The organism is Cyanobacteriota bacterium (assembly GCA_027618255.1).
Taxonomy (GTDB): Bacteria; Cyanobacteriota; Vampirovibrionia; order LMEP-6097; family LMEP-6097; genus JABHOV01.
In genome coordinates this window covers 1-20,254 of sequence record JAQCFG010000022.1, presented here as the reverse complement: position 1 = coordinate 20,254, position 20,254 = coordinate 1, and the positions used below count along the sequence as shown (strand labels likewise).

The 20,254-nt window shown below is 39.3% G+C and carries 20 protein-coding genes; 9 read left to right on the top strand and 11 right to left on the bottom strand.

What is annotated here, in order from left to right:
* Positions 1 to 37: 37 nt before the first annotated feature.
* From O3C63_04605 to rplI, 3 genes are all read right to left on the bottom strand, one after another.
* Entirely contained in the window at positions 38 to 1,120 is a 1,083-nt protein-coding gene (locus O3C63_04605; GenBank protein ID MDA0772205.1) for an NAD-dependent epimerase/dehydratase family protein, read from the bottom strand.
* Entirely contained in the window at positions 1,113 to 1,745 is a 633-nt protein-coding gene (gene tmk / locus O3C63_04600) for a dTMP kinase (protein ID MDA0772204.1), read from the bottom strand. Before tmk ends, O3C63_04605 begins: the two co-directional genes overlap by 8 nt.
* 218 nt (positions 1,746 to 1,963) lie before the next feature.
* Entirely contained in the window at positions 1,964 to 2,425 is a 462-nt protein-coding gene (gene rplI / locus O3C63_04595) for a 50S ribosomal protein L9 (protein ID MDA0772203.1), read from the bottom strand.
* 261 nt (positions 2,426 to 2,686) lie between these two features.
* On the opposite strand from rplI, the gene O3C63_04590 reads away from it, so the two are divergent.
* Entirely contained in the window at positions 2,687 to 4,069 is a 1,383-nt protein-coding gene (locus O3C63_04590; protein ID MDA0772202.1) for an MFS transporter, read from the top strand.
* Between the two features lie 9 nt (positions 4,070 to 4,078).
* On the opposite strand, the gene O3C63_04585 is transcribed toward O3C63_04590, so the two are convergent.
* Complete coding sequence (locus tag O3C63_04585; GenBank protein ID MDA0772201.1) at positions 4,079 to 7,441, bottom strand: hypothetical protein; 3,363 nt, start codon at positions 7,439 to 7,441, stop codon at positions 4,079 to 4,081.
* A 222-nt stretch (positions 7,442 to 7,663) separates the two neighbouring features.
* On the opposite strand from O3C63_04585, the gene O3C63_04580 reads away from it, so the two are divergent.
* Entirely contained in the window at positions 7,664 to 8,128 is a 465-nt protein-coding gene (locus tag O3C63_04580; GenBank protein ID MDA0772200.1) for a septal ring lytic transglycosylase RlpA family protein, read from the top strand.
* A gap of 79 nt (positions 8,129 to 8,207) precedes the next feature.
* Here the strand turns inward: O3C63_04580 and O3C63_04575 are convergent, their stop codons facing one another.
* Together O3C63_04575 and O3C63_04570 are read right to left on the bottom strand one after the other, a co-directional pair.
* Complete coding sequence (locus tag O3C63_04575; GenBank protein ID MDA0772199.1) at positions 8,208 to 9,317, bottom strand: aminopeptidase P family protein; 1,110 nt, start codon at positions 9,315 to 9,317, stop codon at positions 8,208 to 8,210.
* Entirely contained in the window at positions 9,317 to 10,555 is a 1,239-nt protein-coding gene (locus O3C63_04570; protein MDA0772198.1) for a PLP-dependent aspartate aminotransferase family protein, read from the bottom strand. Before O3C63_04570 ends, O3C63_04575 begins: the two co-directional genes overlap by 1 nt.
* Positions 10,556 to 10,725: 170 nt before the next feature.
* On the opposite strand from O3C63_04570, the gene O3C63_04565 reads away from it, so the two are divergent.
* Genes O3C63_04565 through O3C63_04540 form a run of 6 tightly spaced genes read left to right on the top strand, consistent with a single transcriptional unit; the run spans position 10,726 to position 15,257 of the window.
* Positions 10,726 to 12,222 carry an FMN-binding glutamate synthase family protein gene (locus O3C63_04565; protein ID MDA0772197.1) on the top strand — a complete coding sequence of 499 codons (1,497 nt, stop codon included), beginning with the start codon at positions 10,726 to 10,728 and terminating at the stop codon, positions 12,220 to 12,222.
* Positions 12,223 to 12,244: 22 nt separating this feature from the next.
* Positions 12,245 to 12,574 (top strand): hypothetical protein, encoded by a 330-nt coding sequence (locus O3C63_04560; protein ID MDA0772196.1) that lies wholly within the window; start codon positions 12,245 to 12,247, stop codon positions 12,572 to 12,574.
* Positions 12,575 to 12,862 (top strand): hypothetical protein, encoded by a 288-nt coding sequence (locus O3C63_04555; protein ID MDA0772195.1) that lies wholly within the window; start codon positions 12,575 to 12,577, stop codon positions 12,860 to 12,862.
* Positions 12,863 to 12,918: 56 nt separating this feature from the next.
* Positions 12,919 to 13,257: a YtxH domain-containing protein gene (locus O3C63_04550; protein ID MDA0772194.1), complete on the top strand. Its 339-nt coding sequence runs from the start codon at positions 12,919 to 12,921 to the stop codon at positions 13,255 to 13,257.
* Positions 13,258 to 13,311: 54 nt separating this feature from the next.
* Entirely contained in the window at positions 13,312 to 14,223 is a 912-nt protein-coding gene (lptC, locus tag O3C63_04545) for an LPS export ABC transporter periplasmic protein LptC (protein MDA0772193.1), read from the top strand.
* A 23-nt stretch (positions 14,224 to 14,246) separates the two neighbouring features.
* Positions 14,247 to 15,257, top strand: a complete 1,011-nt coding sequence (locus O3C63_04540) for a hypothetical protein (GenBank protein ID MDA0772192.1) — start codon at positions 14,247 to 14,249, stop codon at positions 15,255 to 15,257.
* Positions 15,258 to 15,380: 123 nt separating this feature from the next.
* Here the strand turns inward: O3C63_04540 and O3C63_04535 are convergent, their stop codons facing one another.
* From O3C63_04535 to O3C63_04515, 5 genes are all read right to left on the bottom strand, one after another.
* Positions 15,381 to 15,590, bottom strand: a complete 210-nt coding sequence (locus O3C63_04535) for a hypothetical protein (GenBank protein MDA0772191.1) — start codon at positions 15,588 to 15,590, stop codon at positions 15,381 to 15,383.
* A 144-nt stretch (positions 15,591 to 15,734) separates the two neighbouring features.
* Entirely contained in the window at positions 15,735 to 16,508 is a 774-nt protein-coding gene (panC, locus tag O3C63_04530; GenBank protein MDA0772190.1) for a pantoate--beta-alanine ligase, read from the bottom strand.
* Entirely contained in the window at positions 16,508 to 17,587 is a 1,080-nt protein-coding gene (gene alr, locus O3C63_04525) for an alanine racemase (GenBank protein ID MDA0772189.1), read from the bottom strand. Before alr ends, panC begins: the two co-directional genes overlap by 1 nt.
* A complete protein-coding gene (uppS, locus tag O3C63_04520) occupies positions 17,550 to 18,284 on the bottom strand; it encodes a polyprenyl diphosphate synthase (protein MDA0772188.1) in 735 nt (244 codons plus the stop codon). Before uppS ends, alr begins: the two co-directional genes overlap by 38 nt.
* A gap of 124 nt (positions 18,285 to 18,408) precedes the next feature.
* A complete protein-coding gene (locus O3C63_04515) occupies positions 18,409 to 19,266 on the bottom strand; it encodes a hypothetical protein (protein ID MDA0772187.1) in 858 nt (285 codons plus the stop codon).
* Between the two features lie 390 nt (positions 19,267 to 19,656).
* On the opposite strand from O3C63_04515, the gene O3C63_04510 reads away from it, so the two are divergent.
* Positions 19,657 to 20,254 (top strand): hypothetical protein (locus O3C63_04510; GenBank protein ID MDA0772186.1); only part of this gene is annotated, 598 nt, incomplete at its 3' end.

Sequence of the window (20,254 nt, the reverse complement as noted above, 5' to 3'; positions counted from 1 at the left end):
CCGAGAGTTTACAACTACAAGTTTTGCACCAATGAGGCTAATTCTGTTGCTTATACCAATCAACAAACTTGCTTAGACCTTCCTTGATTTTGGTTTGTGGATTATAAGCGAGTACTGACTTAGATTTGGAGATATCAGCATAAGTCAAAGGAACGTCTCCAGGAACCGGATCTGTATAACTTACTGCTGCTTGCTTACCGAGCTGCTCTTCAAGTAAGGCAACAAGAGTTTTAATATCAGTAGTCTGAGATTCTCCTAGATTAAAAATCTCAAAAGCACAGTCAAGATCAATTGCTTTTAAAACTCCATCTACAATGTCTTCAATATAGGTATAGTCTCTTAATGCAGAACCGTCTCCATAAATCTCAATTGACTTCCCGGCATCAATTAGCTTGGTGAATTTATTGATCGCAAGATCAGGTCTTTGACGCGGACCATAGACCGTAAAAAATCTCAACGCCACACTAGGGATCTTATAAAGCGAGTGGAAGCTATGCAACATCGCTTCACCAGCCACTTTGGTTGCAGCATAGGGGCTTATTGGTTTAGAGGTATCTTCTGTTTCTTTAAACGGAGCGCTGTCGCAATTACCATAAACTGAACTACTAGATGCAAAGACAAACTTCTGGATATTGTTTTCAACAGCAAGTTGCAATAAATTAATAGTCGAGTCGCCATTGTTTTTCTGATAAAAAACTGGGTTCATCACACTTGGTCTAACACCTGCAACTGCTGCAATATGCACGATATGCGTAAAATCATGATTTTGGAAAACCAACTTGAGCGCTTCATAGTCACAAAGATCCAAACCATAGAGCCTATAATTAGAATTCTCCAGAAAATTCCCTGCCGCTGCTTTTGAATCAGTAAACGCAGTCGAACTAAACTCTGAAACAGGGTTATCAAAAGAACGATAAGGACTCTTGATCTTATCAGCCAGAGCTAAAACATCTTTGCTATCAAAATACTGTGACAAATTGCGTGCCTTGAGCTTGATATCATAATAATCATTAAAGTTGTCAATGCCAACAACATCATGACCTTGAGCAATCAAGTTATCAGCTAAGTGAGAAGCAATAAAACCTGCAGACCCAGTAAGCAAAATCGTTTTCTTAGACACGGGCTTTTTCCTTATTGTAGTCAGCAATATTGTCGTTAATCAGATTCGTTATACGCTCATGCACTTCTTCAATACTCAAGCAATCAACCTCTATCACCTTAATGCGAGTAGGATCCTCGCGAGCAATTGTCTTATAACCATTACGCACTCTGATAAAAAACAATTTGTTTTGCGCTTCAAGTCTATCGACTGCATCTTTAGTACGACGCTGAGCTTCTTGCTCAGACACCATTAATAAGATAGTCAAATCAGGCTTGATACCATCACAAACTAGTGCGTCAATGATTTTGATAGTTTTGATATCAATGCCACGTCCATAACCTTGATAAGCAAGAGTACTATCGCTAAAACGATCACAAACAACTACTTTACCAGCCTGAAGTAGAGGCTTAAGCTTGGTATCAACATGATGCGCTCTATCAGCAAGGTAAATCATCAACTCTGCATGATTAGAGATATGCTCATCACAATCCAAAACAATATTGCGCAGCTTAGCACCCAAATTGGTATCACCAGGATTGAAGGTAAAAACCCAATCTAAGGAATTATTCTTGATATATTCCTTGAGTTTGGCGATTTGCGTTGTTTTACCAGCTTTGTCAGGGCCTTCTATTGTTATGAACATTAGGATGATTATAACCTAGTTTCAACCGCGCGGAATGCGCGTGTTGCCTTTGGAGATAATTCCGACTTTTGCAGTAAGTCTAATGAATTGGAATTAGTCGCTTCTAAGAGCTTCAGTTACAAGGCCCTCTAAATCCTGGGAAGGATGTTTGACTGAGCCGTCAATGATGACTGTAGAAAATGAGTATAACGCAGTAGATGAAGCTTATAAGACCAGATCTAGTTTTCAGGTACGACTTTGACGATTATGTCGGCCGTCGTTCCAACCGCAAGCTTGATAGTTACACTATGCTCACCAAGAGTTTTGATAGGCATTGTAATTTCTATCTGTTCTTTTTTAACTTCTAAATTAAGTTGCTTAGCAACAGCTTCAGCGATTTTCTCTTTGGTAATCGCACCAAATAATTTCCCGGTTTCACCAGATCTTCCTTCAATGGTTACCATTGAATCATCACCAAGTGATTCTTTCGCGTCACTTGCTTTTTGGCGTTTATTTTCAGCGTCAGCTTCAATCTCAGCTTTGCGCTCTTCAAATGCTTGTAAGTTGTATGCATCAGCAATTACGGCCAATTTTTGAGGTAAAAGATAGTTGCGAGCGAAACCTGGTCTCACTTTAACAAGCTCTCCAGCTCTTCCAGCTTGTGAATCTTCGGTCAGTATTACTTTTAATGCAGTTGCCATTTGGTTTTGTCCTTTCGGGATTACGATTTTAGCACCTATATGTATGGCAATTTTTAATCTTTATTTTTTGTGCAGATTCAGCCACCGTAGCTTGACCTTTAGGATAATATTGACTTTCGAAACAGGTCTAATTAGTTAAGTTATATGACTTATGCTAATATTTGCTCTGAATAATCAAGGTATCTCGTAATACAGATAGGAGTAAAGATGAGTACAAAAACTAAATCCCAGCACATTAAATTAAAAAAGGTAAAAACAATAATGAAAAATAAAGAAAAACAAAATCAAGGCTTCCTAGCATTGATGGCAGCAGTCGCCTTCGCTTATTTATCCTTTGGTGCAATTACCAATGTAGCTGGTGCGATCATTCCAAAGATCCGCGACACCTATAGTGTAAGCGCTTCTTTATCTGCCTTTCTTGCAGCGACCTTCTTTATAGCTTACGGAATCACTTCTATCCCCTGGGGAGTTTTCATGGAAAAAAACTCAAAGAAAACTACTTTAGTATCTAGTTCATTAATCACAACTGCTGGAGTTTTACTTTTTGCGGCAGTGCCTGGCTTCTTGCCAAACATGGCAGCGATGTTCCTTTGTGGTGTTGGCATCACTGGCGTTCAAGTGGCGCTCAATCCACTGGTTGCTGAGATTTCTGATCCAGCTAAGTACTCGCGTAACCTAACTATGTTTATGGTTATTAATGGAGCTGGTAGTTTTGCTGCACCTCAATTAGTAAGTTCAATTGAAAACTCTGGTAATCACTGGACTGTTACCTACTGGGTATTCACAGCGCTTGCTTTAGTGATGACAGCAGCTGTTGCTTTTCCTGCTTATCCTAAATCAGAAACTAATGACCAAGACTTTGAAGCTAGAGCTCTTGAACCTTCAGAAATCAGTGGTCAAGCGGTTGCTAAGGCTCGTAGTGAAGAACTTGCAATGCGCAAAGAAGGTACCAAATCTAAAAATCTAACCGTAGAATTATTAACAGCAAACCCGCTTATCTATCTTTATGCTCTTGGTATCTTTTTATATGTAGGAGTTGAAGTAGGTGTCGCGAATACTATAACCTTATATTTTGAGGACAAATTAAGTATCTTTTCAATAATCCAATCTTCAGATGATTTGGTCAATGTTGGAATGATGGGAGAAATATATTCAGGACTATTAAATTTCTTCAGACAAGCTGTTAATGCTGAGAGCGTAAGAAATTTAACATTAAGTCTATACTGGGGTGGTTTACTAGCAGGTAGGTTCGTCGGTACTGCAGTACTAGACAAGATCCCCGGCAAACTTGCAATCAAGATTTATATCGCACTTGCTGCTGTCGCGCTTTATATGGCAATGACTGGTGACATCAACCAAGCTCTTCTTGCTTTCCCTGCAATTGGTTTCTTTATTTCTATCATGTTCCCTACTATATATAGTTTGGCAACTAATAGTTTCGGCAAAGAATACTCAAGTGCGATTTCTGGAATCCTTTGCACTGCTATCATTGGCGGTGCTGTGATTGGACCTGTGATGGCATGGGTAGCTGAAGCCAATCAAGGAGATGCTCTTGTACCAAACTGGGATGCTGGTTTATTGGTTGCCTTTGCTTGTTACGCTTATATCTTTGTGCTTGGAATGTTTGCTAAAGAGGGAAATTAATTAATTTAACTAAGCTGCTTGCTGAACAGGTTTAGCCAAAGTCCGTGCTACAGAAGCTCCAGTACTAGTAACTGCTTCTCTGAGTTTATAGTACTCACCTTGCCTGGTTAATTTATTTACAGCAGCATCATCAACACAGACTTTGAGTTGTTCACGGATTCCTTCAAAATAGATACCATTAGCTAGGTTGTAAAGCTCAGCACCAATAGTAGTGTGCTGGAACGCACCGGTAATACCGATGAGCCATCCAGAAACAATTTGCATTAATCCTGCTTTCTCTGGACTAAAGTTTTGTTGTTTCTTAGCAACATCAGTAAAGTGTCGCGGATCACCAGCTTGATCTTGATGTACTAACTTACCAGCTGTAACAATTCCAAGAGCAGGAATCATATTGGCGATATTGGTTAAAACAGTGTCAATTAGTTTATTACCAGTGATCGCTCCTAAGACAGTGGAAGCTAGTGCAGTACCAAGGGTTGCCATTCCAGCAAATGCATAAGCATTAGCTTCAAAAGCTTCTGCGTATGGCTTACCGCTATTTTTAGATATCTTAGTATGACCAACAGGCTTGAGGCGAAAGATGTTAGCAAAAGCATGTTTGCGAATTTCTGGTATACGAACAAAGTCCCAAGCCAACTTAACACCTTGTTTAAACTGCGCCATCGTTGCCACAATGTGCTTGCCTAGAGGGATTTTACCAAGAACACCACCCATGAATTCATGCGAGAAGTAATCAATCTCACCCATTGTTTCCTGTGTCAACTTAGCAGCGACTTTTTTCTTATCAAAGTACGGTTCTGCATTTGGATTCTTTTTGAATTCTTCTTCAATAAGCTTGGAGTCTTTGAAGCTATCTAAGTTGTAGTTATCTCTCATCGCAAGTTCATTACCACGACCAATAAGAACTACATTAGACAGGGCTCTAAGAGTCCGTCCGAAAGTATTTGTCTGTTCAAAGAAAGTCGAAGATAAACCAAACATCTCACCAATAAATTGCCAGTAGAACTTATGTGACGATAAATACAAACCACGAGAGACACCAGAAGCAATAGTATTAATGGCATACGAAAATCTTTGTGATAAACGGGCAGCATAACCTAATCCACTAAAGCCAAGAGAATCAGCAATCATCGCAACCGGGGCTGCACCAACAAGAGCCTTAGAGACCACTCCGAGTAGTTGATTAAAAGTCTTGCCTGAGTGAAATGGATCAAAAGCCTTGCCAACAAAAGGTATAGCTTTAAGCAATGGAAATTTATCAAAGATAGACTTCTCGTAGACCTGACCTTCCAGAGCCTTCTCACCTGCTTCACTAATTGGTGTAACCAAAGATTGACGATTAGTATTTTCTAGTACTGTTTGAGCCCAAGCATCATTCTCATTAAAATCCATTGAGAACTTTGGATCACCTTCAAAAAGTTCAGAGAAAATAGCTGCATTAAAAGCATTATTTTCATGAATATTAAAACAACGAATAATCTTGTCTTGGTAATGCTCAACAAAAAACTTCACCCATTCTTTTTTTGATTTAACTTCACCAGTTGTATTCTGACGATACTCTGGATCTTCGTCTTTGCCTTTTTTGATTTCCGTAAGTGCAAAGTCATGCCATTGATTTTTGTCAGTGGCAAGTAACTCAACAATATTGCGTCCAATATCCTCATCCGTCATCAATCCTTTGACAACAAAACCTGCCCCGCCAAGTAAAATTGATTGAGCTAATAAAACAGCATCGCTACCAGGACTATCCCCGGCACCAATAACAAAGTACTGACTATCACGCAATTCTTCAATATCTAAGGAATCAGCCTTGGATGTATTTGGAGCAATTTCACTATACGGAGTCAAGTTTTCAACCACGTTGATCATTACGTGTTCTTTTTGTGGTGCTGCAACTCCTTTGTTTTTTAATTGAGTAATTAAATCTGCAAGGTCTTTGTATTGACTTTCAAAATTGTCAAAGTCAACATGCGCAACACTTTTACCATTAATCGTAAATAAATCAGTTCCTTTTGGAACTCCTAATTCTTTCTCCGCCCAGTCCTGAGCTTCTTCTGAACGAGAAAACTTGGCAAGCGTTTTATAGAAGTTCAACTTCACTTCTTCTCTAACAACATTGTCAGAGTCAAAAGCATGCGGCACAAGACAAGCTAACATGCCTTTTCTTAATTTACGAGTTAACTCTGCCTCATTACTTGGCGGATTAGCCTTATTATAATAATCATCAGGAAGCTCTATACCACTCTCGTTAAGCTGTTTAAAGAATTCCGCATCTGAAAATCCTTTTTCACGATGCTTCTCGACAAGACTAATGTAACGTAGAAAGTTTTCAACCTTGAATTCTGGATGTTCAATAAAGACCCAAGGTATTGTTTTGTACTCAAGTACTTTTAATGGTTTGTTTTCTGTTTCATTCGCGACAACTTCTTCGAGCTTTGACAAGAAACCATTCTCGGCACCAGGCATTTTGATTGAATTAAGTTTGTCAATAAATTTACCGTAATTAATTGTTGCAGGAGTAATCTCTAGTTTGCCAGAATATGGATTGTGTTTAATTGCAGCTGATAAACCATTGATCACGAGTACATCAAAAAGATCTTTGGACTCCTTGGTATCAATATCGTGAATTCCAAATTCATGTAGTATCCCTGAGATTTCGTTTGGAGAACGTGGGTTAACCCATTCACCTTGCTCAGTTTGAAATTTAGGTCCCTCAGTACCCACAATACTTGGCCCCGGGAATAAACCAGGACGAGCAGTATTAATCTCATATTTGGCTCCTAATTCTATGATAGCGAGCAATAATAGCCTTAAGTAGTATTTGTCTTGTAAAGAACCAATGGAACGAGAGTTTTCAACCTTGGAATTAGTTTTAAAGGTACAGGTTCCATCTGCATCTGTAGAAATATACGGTAACTTTCCTTTAGACAATTCTTCTAAAAAAAATCTTCTTCTCTTTAAATAGTTCTCTCTAATTTGCTTCTTGATTGAACCATGAGCATTAGCGTAGATCTGTTCAGGGATTTTAATCTGTGAATCATCAAGCTTGAGTAATGCTTTTGCCTTCTCAACAACATTAGATTCAGCCCAACCTAATGCTTCATGCTGTTTCTTTTTGTCTAAATCAGTTAATGTTGTTAAATCAACATTTCTGTTTACAAGTTTGGCTAATTCATCATCAGACTTGCCTGTGATTGCTGCAAGTTCAGCTTCTCCCTCAGCAACTCTATCTTTGTATGCTTGCTTACGCGCTTCACTATTCTCTGGCTTGAGATTTGTTGATTCACGTTGTAAGTTTGTATTGCTTGTGACTGCTATGGTAAAAACCCCTTTGTTTTTACGGACTTGGATAATGTCTGAATACTTTCTCACCTCAAATAAGAGGCAACAAATACAATCTTAATATCGACATGTATTACGCATTCAGCTACTAATTATAACCTTTATTTAGCAAGGCATACATGAAAAAATCCTATATTGTAATACATTATGAAAAACTAATACATACAGTTAATATAAACAACACAAAATAGGTGTCTTCCACTAGTTAAAATACCCAAATCGTCACATGCTAAAGTTGGATTTCTAATCACAATGATTCAAATCGGCAAAGCTCTCAATTCAGGCGCCGTGCTTTTAAGCACCGGACTCTTGCTTTTGGGCCTTAATCTTGGCCAAAATCCATCAGCTGCCACCAATAAAACTTCAGTTAAATCACGAATAGAGAACCGCTTAAGTCTAATGGGACTTAAGCACAGCAATCACATTTATCAATCACAAGCTAGTTGGTACGGCGGTTACTTCCATGGCAGACAAACAGCCAACCAGGAAACCTTCGACAAAAATATTCTTTCGGCTGCTCACAAATCACTTCCTCTCAATACTTACTTACTAGTAACCAATTTGGAAAACAATCGCAAAGTTATTGTACGTGTCAATGATAGAGGGCCTTTTATAGAAGGTCGCGACCTTGATCTTTCTGAAGCTGCTGCAAAGTTGATTGGTAGTTATTCCAAGGGTGTTGTGCCGGTGCAGTATGAAATTCTTGAGAGTGTGTGAGCCGTCATTGCGACAAAGCAATCCAGTGGGTAGTTATAATCTTTGCATTAGATTGCTTCACTAGTGTTCGCAATGACGACTACTTAGCCAACCCGAGAGTAAGATTGTCAAAACCATCATTAGTAACTAAAATATCATCCTCAATACGCACACCAATTTTTTTGTTTTTAATATAGATACCAGGCTCAACAGTAGTTACCATACCAGCTACATAACGAGCTGTTTTCTTATCAACACCGATATCATGAACATCCATACCAATGGAATGACCAGTGCCATGCATATAAAACTTTTTGAGTTCTTCGCTGTCATGCTTGTCTTTCATATATTTCAAATCAACTAGACCTTCAGCAATCACTGCTGCTGCAATATCATGCGTCTCGCCAAAACTCAGTCCTGGCTTAATTGTATCAATTGCTTTTTCTTGCGCAGCAAGCACCAAATCATAAATATCTTTTTGCTGCTGGTTCATTGCACCACTTGCTGCGTGTACTCTGGTTATATCACTAGCGTAGTATTCGTATTCTGCACCAGCATCAATCAATATCAAATCATCTTTTTCGATTTTTTTATTATTAGTAGTGTAATGAAGCGTACAAGAATTTACTCCAGAAGCAACAATCGCAGGATAAGCCCAACTGCTAGCTCCTTGTTGCCTAAAAACCTGGTATAGAGCAGCTTCCAGTTCATACTCATAGATACCTGGAGTGATCATCTCAGCAGCAACACGATGTCCTTGAATAGCAATTTGAGCAGATTTTCTCATCAATTCAATTTCAGCAGCCGACTTCACCGTGCGCAATGAAGCAACAAAGTCAGTCAAATCTATTGACGACTCTTCTTTAAATTCATTAATATCAAAACTTTGATCAGCATGATAATTTTGCTTGGCACCCTCTAATCCCTCTCGAAATCCATCCCATATCTCATGTTTAGCATCAAAAGGTTCAACAAAAAGAGTAAAAGGATTATCAGCATTAGGGTCTAAAACACAAACAGCGTTTGGTTCTTTAAAACCAGTTAAATAATAAAAACTACTATCAACTCGAAACGGATAATGCACATCGTTAGAAAATACTTTTTGTTGTCCACTTTTAAAGACAGCTTTTTGTTTTTTCTTGCCGCTTAGATCTTTGAGATAATCAAGGACTTTTTGACGGCGGGCTTTGAATTCTGCTTGACTAATCATTATGACACTGAGTTAAACGCCTGCTCCAAATCCTTTCTCAAATCTTCTACTGTCTCTATTCCAACTGAAATTCTCACTAAATTATCATTGATACCAAGCTCAAGACGGCGCTCACGCGGCACTGCGGCATGAGTCATACTTGCAGGATGTCCAATTAGACTTTCAACTCCACCAAGTGATTCAGCAAGCTGGAATATTTGTGTAGCGCTTACCAGTTTTTTGACAGTTTCAAAATCACCATCAAACTCAAACGAGAGCATGCCGTTGTAATAATCCATTTGTTTTTTGTAGAGTGCATGTTGCGGATGTGACTCAAGCACAGGACAATGTATTGTTTTGACTTTAGGATGTTTTTCAAGCCACTTTGCAATCTCTATGCAGCTTTCATGATGCTGGCGCATTCTAATAGCTAGTGTTTTTATTCCTTTCATTAAAATCCAACAGTCAAAAGGACCAGCTAGATTGCCTGTAGCATTTTGTCTATAAGCTATCTCTGTAGCAAGCTTGTCATCCTTAACAACAATCGCTCCAATCAAAACATCAGAGTGTCCACCAAGATACTTGGTTCCAGAGTGGATTACAATATCGACACCCCAGTCTAGAGGACGCTGCAGGTATGGACTGGCGAAGGTATTGTCAAAACCAATAAGGATTTTGTTTTCTTCAGTTCTTGATTTATTCAAATCTTTTACGAGACCAACAATCGCTTCAATATCACAAAGTCTCATCAAAGGATTAGTTGGTGATTCAAGCCAAACCAATCTAGTACTATCTTTGACCGCGCTCGCAATATTACTCAAGTCACGTGCGTCTACAAAATCAAAACTCAAACCAAGCGGAGTCATAATCTCGTTAAATAATCTATGCGCTCCACCATATAAATCAGAAGAGCTGATCACGTGATCACCTGGCTTAAACATTTGCATCACTGAATGAACAGCTGCAATTCCCGAAGGATAAATCGCTGCAAAAGTCCCGTTCTCTAAAGAAGCCAAAACATCAGCAACTGCAGTTCGAGTGGGGTTGCCAGTACGCGAATAACAATAGCCCTTGTTATCATCAATTCCAGCTTGAGTATAAGTAGAGGTTTGGTAAATAGGAAATATCGTTGCACCAGTAGCTGGATCAGGTGCTTGACCAACTAAAATTGAACGAGTTTCAAAACCCCAATTCTTTTCTAGCTTTTTTTGTGCTTCATTAAGCTCAACTCTCGTACTGTAATTAGATCTACTTTTCATAACATTGCCAGCAAGAACTAGTCTTTGCTTGGCTAAAAATATAGCATGACATCCAGCCAGCGACGTTGAGCCTTTCGCTCCCTGCTAGATAATAGCAGTCACGCATGTCTATTATCTGATAGAAAACAAAGGGCTCAACGTGGCTGGCGAAAGTGGAATAAAGAATACAGATGACTAACTTCATACATTTCTTTGATCAACACGCTGGAACCATAATGATTTTTGGCCCAATCATTATATTGCTTGCAGTGGCCATTCGCGACATCACCCAAACGCAACATACTATCAAAAGAAATTATCCTGTAATTGGTATTCTACGATACTTACTAGAACTCATTGGTCCTGAGCTTAGACAATATCTTTTTCATGATGAAAGATCCGATAGACCAATCCCACGTTATATAAGGACTTGGGTTTATGCCAACTCTAAACGACAACTTGCAACAGTTGCCTTTGGTTCCAAAAAAGATATGGACAAGCCAGGCACAATGCTCATGCGCCATAGTCACTTCCCTATCAACTCAAGTGAAGGAGAGTGTGACATTGACCACAAAGTCACTATCGGTAGCAAGCGCCGCTTCCCTTACAACGCTCCTTTATTTAATATCTCAGCAATGTCATATGGAGCGCTTGGCAAAAACGCTGTACAAGCACTCAATAACGGAGCCAAGCTAGCTGGTTGCTATCACAATACCGGTGAAGGTGGCGTTGCTAGATATCATTTAGACTCAGGCGCAGACATTTGCGTGCAAGTAGGTACCGCCAAGTTTGGTATGCGACACGCTAACGGTGACTTTGACGAAAGTAAATTTTTGGAACTAGCTCGTCTCGATCAAGTCAAAATGTTCGAGATCAAACTCTCTCAGGGAGCAAAACCTGGCAAGGGTGGCGTTCTGCCCAAAGAAAAAATCACTGATGAAATTGCCGCTGCACGTGGCATAGAGAAAGGCAAAGATGTCATCTCTCCGCCACGACACAAAGAATGGGAAGATGAAGAAGGCATGCTCAGGTGGATTGATGATCTGCAAAACAAAAGTGGTAAACCAATTGGCATCAAGTTTTGTCTTGGGCGCAAAGAATTTGTACATGCACTAATTGCTGCAATTCACAAAACTAAGATGATGCCCGATTTTATTACTGTAGATGGAGCAGAAGGTGCGACGGGTGCAGCACCACAGGCGCATACTGACTATCTTGGTTATCCACTTAAAGATGCTTTGATGTTCATAGACAATGCATTAAGAGAAGCTGGACTAAGAGAAGAAATCAAAGTTATTGCTTCTGGCAAAGTAATTACCGGAGCCGACCTTGCCATCATGATTGCACTGGGTGCCGATCTCTGTCAGGGAGCAAGAGGCTTCATGTTGAGTATCGGCTGTATCCATGCTCTCAAATGCAATACCAATCATTGCCCTGCTGGAATTGCAACTCACGAGCCCTGGCTTGAACGAGGACTGGTTATCAAAGAAAAAATTCCTCGCGTAGCAAATTATCACCACGCAGTAATTCATGAATTCAATAGCATGATGCATGCATGCGGAAAACTTCATCCCTCAGAGTTCAAGAGAAGTGACATCATGAAAGTAATAGATCATCATAAAATAGTTACTATGGATGAACTCATTCCTCAACCACCGTTCAAGGCTTGTCAAGGAGAAACCAGTTGATATGCTAAAATTGATCTCAACTATGTTTAGATTCATTAGTTTCATTTTTGGTATTGCTGCAGGATTTGCATTAGCACTCGCAGTGCTTCCTATTCCTGGAAAGACATTCTTTAATAAAATGTCCAAACTACCACCCAACGCCAAAGATCTAATAGACAATAGTATTAATTTAGGCATTTCTGCTTTTAGACTCGCCTTTACGGCTGGTAAAGAATTCAACCATCGTTTCAGTGACGTCTTGGACAAAACCAAAAGCAAAATCGATGAGCTTAACATCAAATACTCTGAGGAGCTTGATAAATTCAAAACAAAACGCAATAGCCAAACGAGCAAAGAAGAGGTAAACGTATAAATGGAAACTAGTGTAATTGATATAATTTTTATTTGCAGCCTGGCTTTTCTGGCTCTAAGCATGATCGTTTTCTTAATTTTCTTTATTCCAGTTTTGGTACAACTTACCAAAGTTTTGGAATCACTAAGATCACTAATTGATATTGGCAAAGATTATGTCCAAGGGATTCAAAACAAACTTAACGATGCTGGACACAACGTCGGCAAACTTGCAAACTATTTAACAGCGCTAGGAGGTACTCTTGGTAGTGCCTTAATTGACTTGGTTTTCTCAAATAAGCGCAAGTAACAAAAAAGGTCTAATCAAAGCTGTTTAAGACCAGTAAAATTTGGTATAATAATTACATGAGCAATAATAACAATAATAATTCTAGCAATTTTGTATTGGGACTAATATTTGGTCTTGCAGCGGGTTTTGTCGCAGGCATACTAAATGCCACTAAACCGGGTAGAGAATTAAGACGTGACTTTGAAGTCAATTCTTCTGACTTCTTTGAAACTGTCAAAGAAAAGTTTGAGGATATTAAAATTCAAGCAGCTGATACTCTTGGTGACTTCAAAGATTTTACTGACGAAAAGCTCAAAGCCTCAGCGCAAAACATCGAAACCCAAGTAGAATCGCTTGGCAAACAACTTGAAGAACTCACTAAAAAACAATCTAACAACTTTAGTGAAAGAAATTAAAGCCATCAATTAATAGTGCAAGCTTTTTACAATAAACACAAAGCCACAATAGTAATGTTGTCTCCTTTATTATTGGGATTAGCTTTCTTCGCCTATAGTGGGATATCAGGCTTGATTGCCGTCAAAGATTCCAAGATTTTTGATCAAGTAACAAAGGCGCCATTGCAAATTGGCGATTTTGAAATTCAAGAAATTGATAGTAAGACCAACAAAGTCAAATGGACGTTAAACGCCATTAACAGTGAATCAGACTTAGGACAAAACCAAGCTCAAGTACAAAAACCTAAACTCACTTTTTATAACCCAAGCACAGGCTATGATGACGCGCAATTTACTATCACAGGTGAATACGCCCAGTTCAATAAAGACGAGCAAGAAATTAATCTCAATGACAATGTACTACTCTTAAGTAGCGATGGTAAATATATACTGAGATGCGGACACCTCAAGTTCCAAGAGCAACTACCTTATCTTATCGTTTCAGACAACTGGACTCTCAATTCCACAGATGGTTATGAAGTCAGTGGCAGTAAGGGACTTATAAAAAAGGATTTTAGTTCTATTATTAGCCAAGGTAACGCCAAGCTCACTAAAGGTAAGCAAGACCCACTTGAAATTCAAGCCGAGAAAATTACTCTTGAGCCAAACGAAAGCCAAACTATCATTGCAGAAAAATCTGCGTTCTTTCAAATCAATGCAACTACTACTCTCACTGCTGGCAAAATAATTATTAACCAGAATGGTAAAATCGAAGCTGAATCGACAGTCAATGCCAAAGCAAGTAATGTCAATTGCTTTTCAGACAAACTAATAATTACAGTGGATGCCAAGAAAAAACCGCTCGAAGCTATCTTCACAGTCAATCCTTATATTATTCAAGGAGACAATACTATTTACTCTGACAAGATTATTTATGACTTCAATACCGAAAAAGCCAGCATCATTGGTCATGTTCACTCTGACTAATCCAAGGTTGTATAATAAACAACGTGACTAAGCTCAAAATCATATTCTCAAAATCACTAGCCAAACTTTGTTTTGCAATGTTGATTATATTCTTTTCTCTACAGCTCGCTGTCTTAGCTGAGGATGGCAATCTTGGCAAGATCAAAATCATCTCAGCAGAGAAACTAGATTATCAAGATGGCAATTCTACTTTAATTGGCAATGTCAAAATCCAAATTGGCAATTTCACCATTGAAGCCCCCCAAGCTTTTATTGACGCTGATAGCAATGGTGAATCAAGCTACGCACGTTTTGTCGGTGGAGTTTCTTTGGACTCTGATCGCATTAGTATCATCGCTCCACGAATGGATATTGACGTCAATAAATCATTGCTCAAATCATTCTCCTCAGAAGAAGAGCTTGTGGTCACAACTATTGTTGATAAAAAACAAGCCAACCTCTATGCTCAATATCAAGAAATCAACTTAGCAACGGGCTTTGCTCAAGCCAATAGTGGTAATGCCGAAGATATGATGCAAGTGAAGTATGTCAGTGAAGACATGAATATAAGCTCAGACAAGCTCGAATTAGAACTCAAGGAACTCAGTGAACTAAAATATATCAACTTCCTAAGCAATGTTGTAGCAATCTCTGACAAGCTCCGAGTCGAATCACAGGATCTGGTTTATTTTCCGAGTCTTGACTTAGTCAAAGCTAACGACGATGTTAGATTATTGTTTCTAAGCGGAACTCAACAAGGTAGCTATCTCTTTTCAGACTCTGCCATCTATGAGCAGAGCAAAAATCTCTTGTCTGTCTTTTCGCGAGGACCACAACGTTTTGCAGAAATCCATAGTGATCAAATTTTTGGTAAAGCTAGACAAATCCTCGTTAATATTGACGAGGATCATAATATAGACAATGCCATACTCACAGGCAATGCATACGCCCAGCATCAAAGCAAATCACTACTTGGGCATGAAATATTACTTGATATCAAGAATCACAAACTTGAGACTAGCGTTGGCAGGCCACGCACTCGTTTATTACGATAGACTTGTTTTGAAAGTCGGAATTATCTCCAAAGGCAACACGCGCATTCCGCGCGGTTGCTAGATTACAAAAAAAGACCAGGCATAAACCTGGTCTTTTAATCAGTTTCTCAGTGAAGCCAATGGTTAGACAGCACAAAGCTTTGCAGCTTGTGTCCTTGATGCTTCACTTGTAGGAAGCATAAGGAAGTGTCTAGCAGCTTTGCTCAAAGTATTAAATACTCCGCTAGGCTCGCCATTTGGCACGTGAGAAACAGCTGAGGCGGTTCTACGCATAGGCGTAGAGCTTTGTCCCAACTTCATTGTTCGAGACACCGCATTGGTGTCTGTACTCATACAAGTAATTATAACAAATCAACTCAATAAAAATCAAGCCCAAGTCGTTACGTTATTAACGCCGGGTGATAACGATGTAACGCTTTGCTAATACGCATTTACAAAGCGTTACGGTGTTATCACCCGGCGTTAATAACGTAACGATTAATATTTGTTGATATTATCAATCAACCTAGTTTGACCGACTTTACCAGCAAAAAACAGCCTATCCCAATGCATTTCCAGATATTCAAGCTCAATACCAAGGCTAATCATAATTTCCCTGGCGTGTTCAATAGTTAGATCCCTAGCAGAAACAGCCTTGAGATATTTATAGATATTGGCAGCGATTTTTCTCTCATTATCACTAAGATATTGATTGCGCGAGCTCATTGCCAGGCCGCAGCTTTCGCGAATAATCGGCCCGCGAATAATCTCAACCGGCAATTTATAACGTTGAACCATATCTTCAATCACCATTAATTGCTGAAAATCTTTTTCACCAAAAACTGCTTTGGTCGGTTTAACAAAATCAAACAAAGTTTTGACGACGGTACAAACCCCATCAAAATGCCCTTGACGGCTTAGCCCACATAATTTATCTGCTATCTCTGGATTGGCATTAATCATCTCAAGCCCGGACTCGACTTTCAATGGATAAATATCTTGGCAACTTGGTGCCCATAAATAATCAGCCAACTCGTTAATTAGATCCATGTCCTCGCCCAGCTTACGCGGATATTGATCAAAATCCTCACCTTTGCCAAACTGCAAAGGATTTACAAAAATACTAACTATGACTTTACGTCCATGCTCACGCGCCAATCTCATCAATGAAAGATGACCTTCATGCAAAGCACCCATCGTTGGAACCAAAACTAGATCCTCTCTATCTAATAAAGCATCAAGGTCTTCTCTAGTCGTAAGCAATCTCAACATTATTTTCGCGTATAGGTTTTGGGAAGACGCAAACTCAGCGCCGAAACTATTTCATAACTAATAGAACCAGCTCCGCAAGCCCAATCACTGACCGGCAAATCATCGCCTAATAATTCAACAAGATCACCTGTTTGAGCATCAATAGAACCAATATCAAACATCATTTGATCCATAGTAATCAAACCTACTTGTTTTACAGTCTCAGACTTGAGACGCCCTACTATATTATTAGACAAGGAACGCGGCACTCCATCAGCATAACCCAATGGCAAAGTGGCGATTTTGGTCGCTTCACTAGCCGTCCACGTCGCTTTGTAACTAACTGACTCGCCAGCCTCAATCTCTTTAATGAAACTGATACGGGCAAACAAAGATAGTAAAGGTTTAAGTTCAGGATTCTCCAGTCCATAAAGCTCAATCCCGCATCGTACATAATCGAAATCCACTTGCTCGCCCAATGCTCTTAAAGCCTGGCTAGAAGCAGGGTGCATAGGATAGCCCATACCCTCACTAAGCTGCTTGAATAACTGATATTGCTTAATACAAAGATCTTTATTGGCGGCATCAGCAAAGTGAGTATACACTGACTTGATTTCCAAATTCTCCAAAGCCTCAATTGCTGCAATATCTTTTTTTGATTTAAAACCAATACGATTCATGCCAGTGTCAAACTTGATATGCACTTGTGCTTTCAAACCTTGTTGCCCGGCTAATTCATCGAGCTTGATAGCCGCAGCCAAATCAACAATTGTAATTTCGATTTGTTCACTCAAAGCACGTTCCAGAGCCCAATCTGGACTAATACCCAGAACAACAATGCGCTTCGCTGTAGTTTCTCTTAAAGACAAAGCTTCATCAATACTAGCAACAGCATAAGCCTCGATAAAAGGATAAGCATCAAGTACTTTCACTATAATTGCAGCACCGTGACCATAAGCATCTGCTTTGAGTACCGGAATCAATGGCTTATTAAATTCAGCATAAATCTTCTTGAGATTAAATTCAAGATTGTCTAAATTAATTTCAAGCCAAGCATCCCGCCTATAGGCTTGCTTTTGCGTCGGTCTTAGTTGAACCATATCCCTCCTTCAGCTTTGCACCCAAAGTCCCAGTCGTTGCGTTAGACTCAAGAATATCCCTCAACTCCACTTCTCCAAAATCTGGCCACAAGGTATCCACAAAAACAAGCTGTGAATTTACAGCTTGCCAAAGTAAGTAATTACTCAAACGTTTCTCTCCACCAGTTCTCAATATTATTTCTGGGTCAGGACAATTAACCGTATACAAGTAGCTAGCAAACTGCTCTTCCGTTAGAGCCTTGATCTCATCATCATTCAATGTCGATTTAATCCGAGTCAATGCAGTGCTCATCTCATCAAGCGAACCATAATTAAGAGCAATCTGTAATTTCAAACCAGTATTGTCTTTGGTCTTTTCTGCTAAGCCATTAAGGCTCTGCTCAATACCAATATCAGCGAAGGCACTAATGTCACCCAAGAAAGTCACCTTGACATTTTCTTTGTGTAAGTTGCTCAGTTCCTTAACTGCAACTTCACCCAAGAGTTTGAATAAAAAATCAAGTTCGCTTTTGTCTCTACGCCAGTTCTCAGTAGAAAAAGCATAGCTGGTAAGATACTCGATACCATACTTAGGGCAAAGTTTGACTAAGTCTTTAAGCGCCTTAACACCTCGACGATGCCCTTCAACAGAAGGCAAGCCACGCTGGGTTGCCCAACGTCTATTACCATCCATGATTACTGCAAGGTGCTTGATCACAGCCAATATTATAGCAATATCATCAGCTAGGAGCTTGTCATCCAGCCCATATTTATTAACTGAGATCTTTATATTTAGTAAAGTTGGGCTGGGTTACACGCTCCTAACGAGTCTTCTTGATTTACTACACTACAGAAACAACAATTTCGGTAGCAGACTCCTCTGTAAATGAATACTGCAACGGCGCAATACGCTCACCATCATCATTTAAGGGCACACGTTTGTAATAACGGATATCCAAAGCCGTCTTGTCACCAACTTCAATAGTCTCATGATCCAATGGCGCTAAATAAACTCTAAAAACAACTTGATTAGTCAAAAGATCACTCAAGGGCAACTTGATCCTATCCTTGGCTCCACTAATTTGTTGCGATAATGCAATAGTGTTGTATTCATCACCAAAAATTCCTTTGCCTTCTATGTGATCAATGGCGAACAGATTCTTGTTGTAATAAAGATCAAACTCCAAAAAATTAGAACTAACAATATCATCGAAATTAAGACTGTCATCTGTCGTTGTCACTACAAACTCAACAAAACCAGGCGACATCACAACTCCAGAGATATGTTCAAACTCGTCATCAGCACCATTCAGTCCATCAAAAATATCAAAATCTTCAATATTGAGAAATTCTTTAACAAAATCAACAACCGCAGATGTCGTTTCTATAATCTCCTTAATCTGTCTATAAAGTCTCTCTAAGTCATGAATACGTTGCAATAAACTAATTCCCAAAAAGGCTTGCTGCTCCATTCTTTCATAGTCTTCTTTTTTAAGTCGCACATAAACATCTTTATTCGTGCGAACTAAATCTGGTTGTGATTTTTCATAACCCAAGTCTTCAACAACAACTTGCAAAGAAGCTTGCTGTGCTGGTTTAGCTTGAGCAACCAAACTCCACGGCATAACCAAAGTCAAAACAAGACTACAAAGCAGCAGTCTCCGATAGCCCGACTGAATCGGGCTCAGTGATTTATTCATTATTATCTCCTTTAAAGCATCTCCAAGATTGCTTTCACTTCAAACTCAAACAACAATAATTATGAACAAACTTACAAGAAATCGAAAGGGGTCATTTAACCCCTGGAAATAATTGTAAAGCCCTTTGTTGATAGGGGTTTTACAGAATTTGCAGAATAACGCAGGGGAAAAACAATTCAAAAGGGTCATTTAACCTCTACGCAAGCCCAAGCCTAGTCCAAACGACCGATCAGATAAACCAGCCAAAGGACTTGAAACCCTTATAAATAGCTATTTAGTGGATGAACGCTCATCGACAGAAGTGGAACTTATATAGATAGAGATCTTGTGAAAGGCTAAACCCTTGCTTGATAACTCTATGTAGTCCCCAAATAATATAGGAGATCCATCTTGGCCGTAAGTTTTGTAGGTCTAAATAGTTCATTCGATTCAGGTGCACTGATTTCACAGCTCATAGATCTTGAGGTGCAGAGTCGTATTGCTCCCTTACAAAATAAAATCTCTCGTCTCAATGATGAGAATTCATTTTTATCTTCTGCTTCTTCAAGCGTAACCAATATAAAAAATATTATCGACCACAAAGCCATTTCTCAAGGTACAACAGAACTTGCATCCAAAAGTGTTACCACGCTCGATAACACAAATGCAGCAGGAACCGAAAATTATTACACAACAATTACAGCGACTGACGATGCTGTAGCACAAACTTTTGATTTAGAGATTCGTCAATTAGCAACAACAACAACCCGAAGATCCGACGCACGGATTGACAATGGCGTAACAGGAGATTCAACTCTTGCAACAGCCAATCTCAAGGGAGTAACATCTATTACAACGGGTGACGTTACTATTGATGGTGAGACAATCGCATCAGTACTAACAGACAGTAGCACCATTAATGATCTGCTTATTTTCTTGCGAAGCTTTGCTGCCGTAAGCACTGCAACAATGGATGCAGAAGGCAGAATCGCAATCACTGGTACAGCAG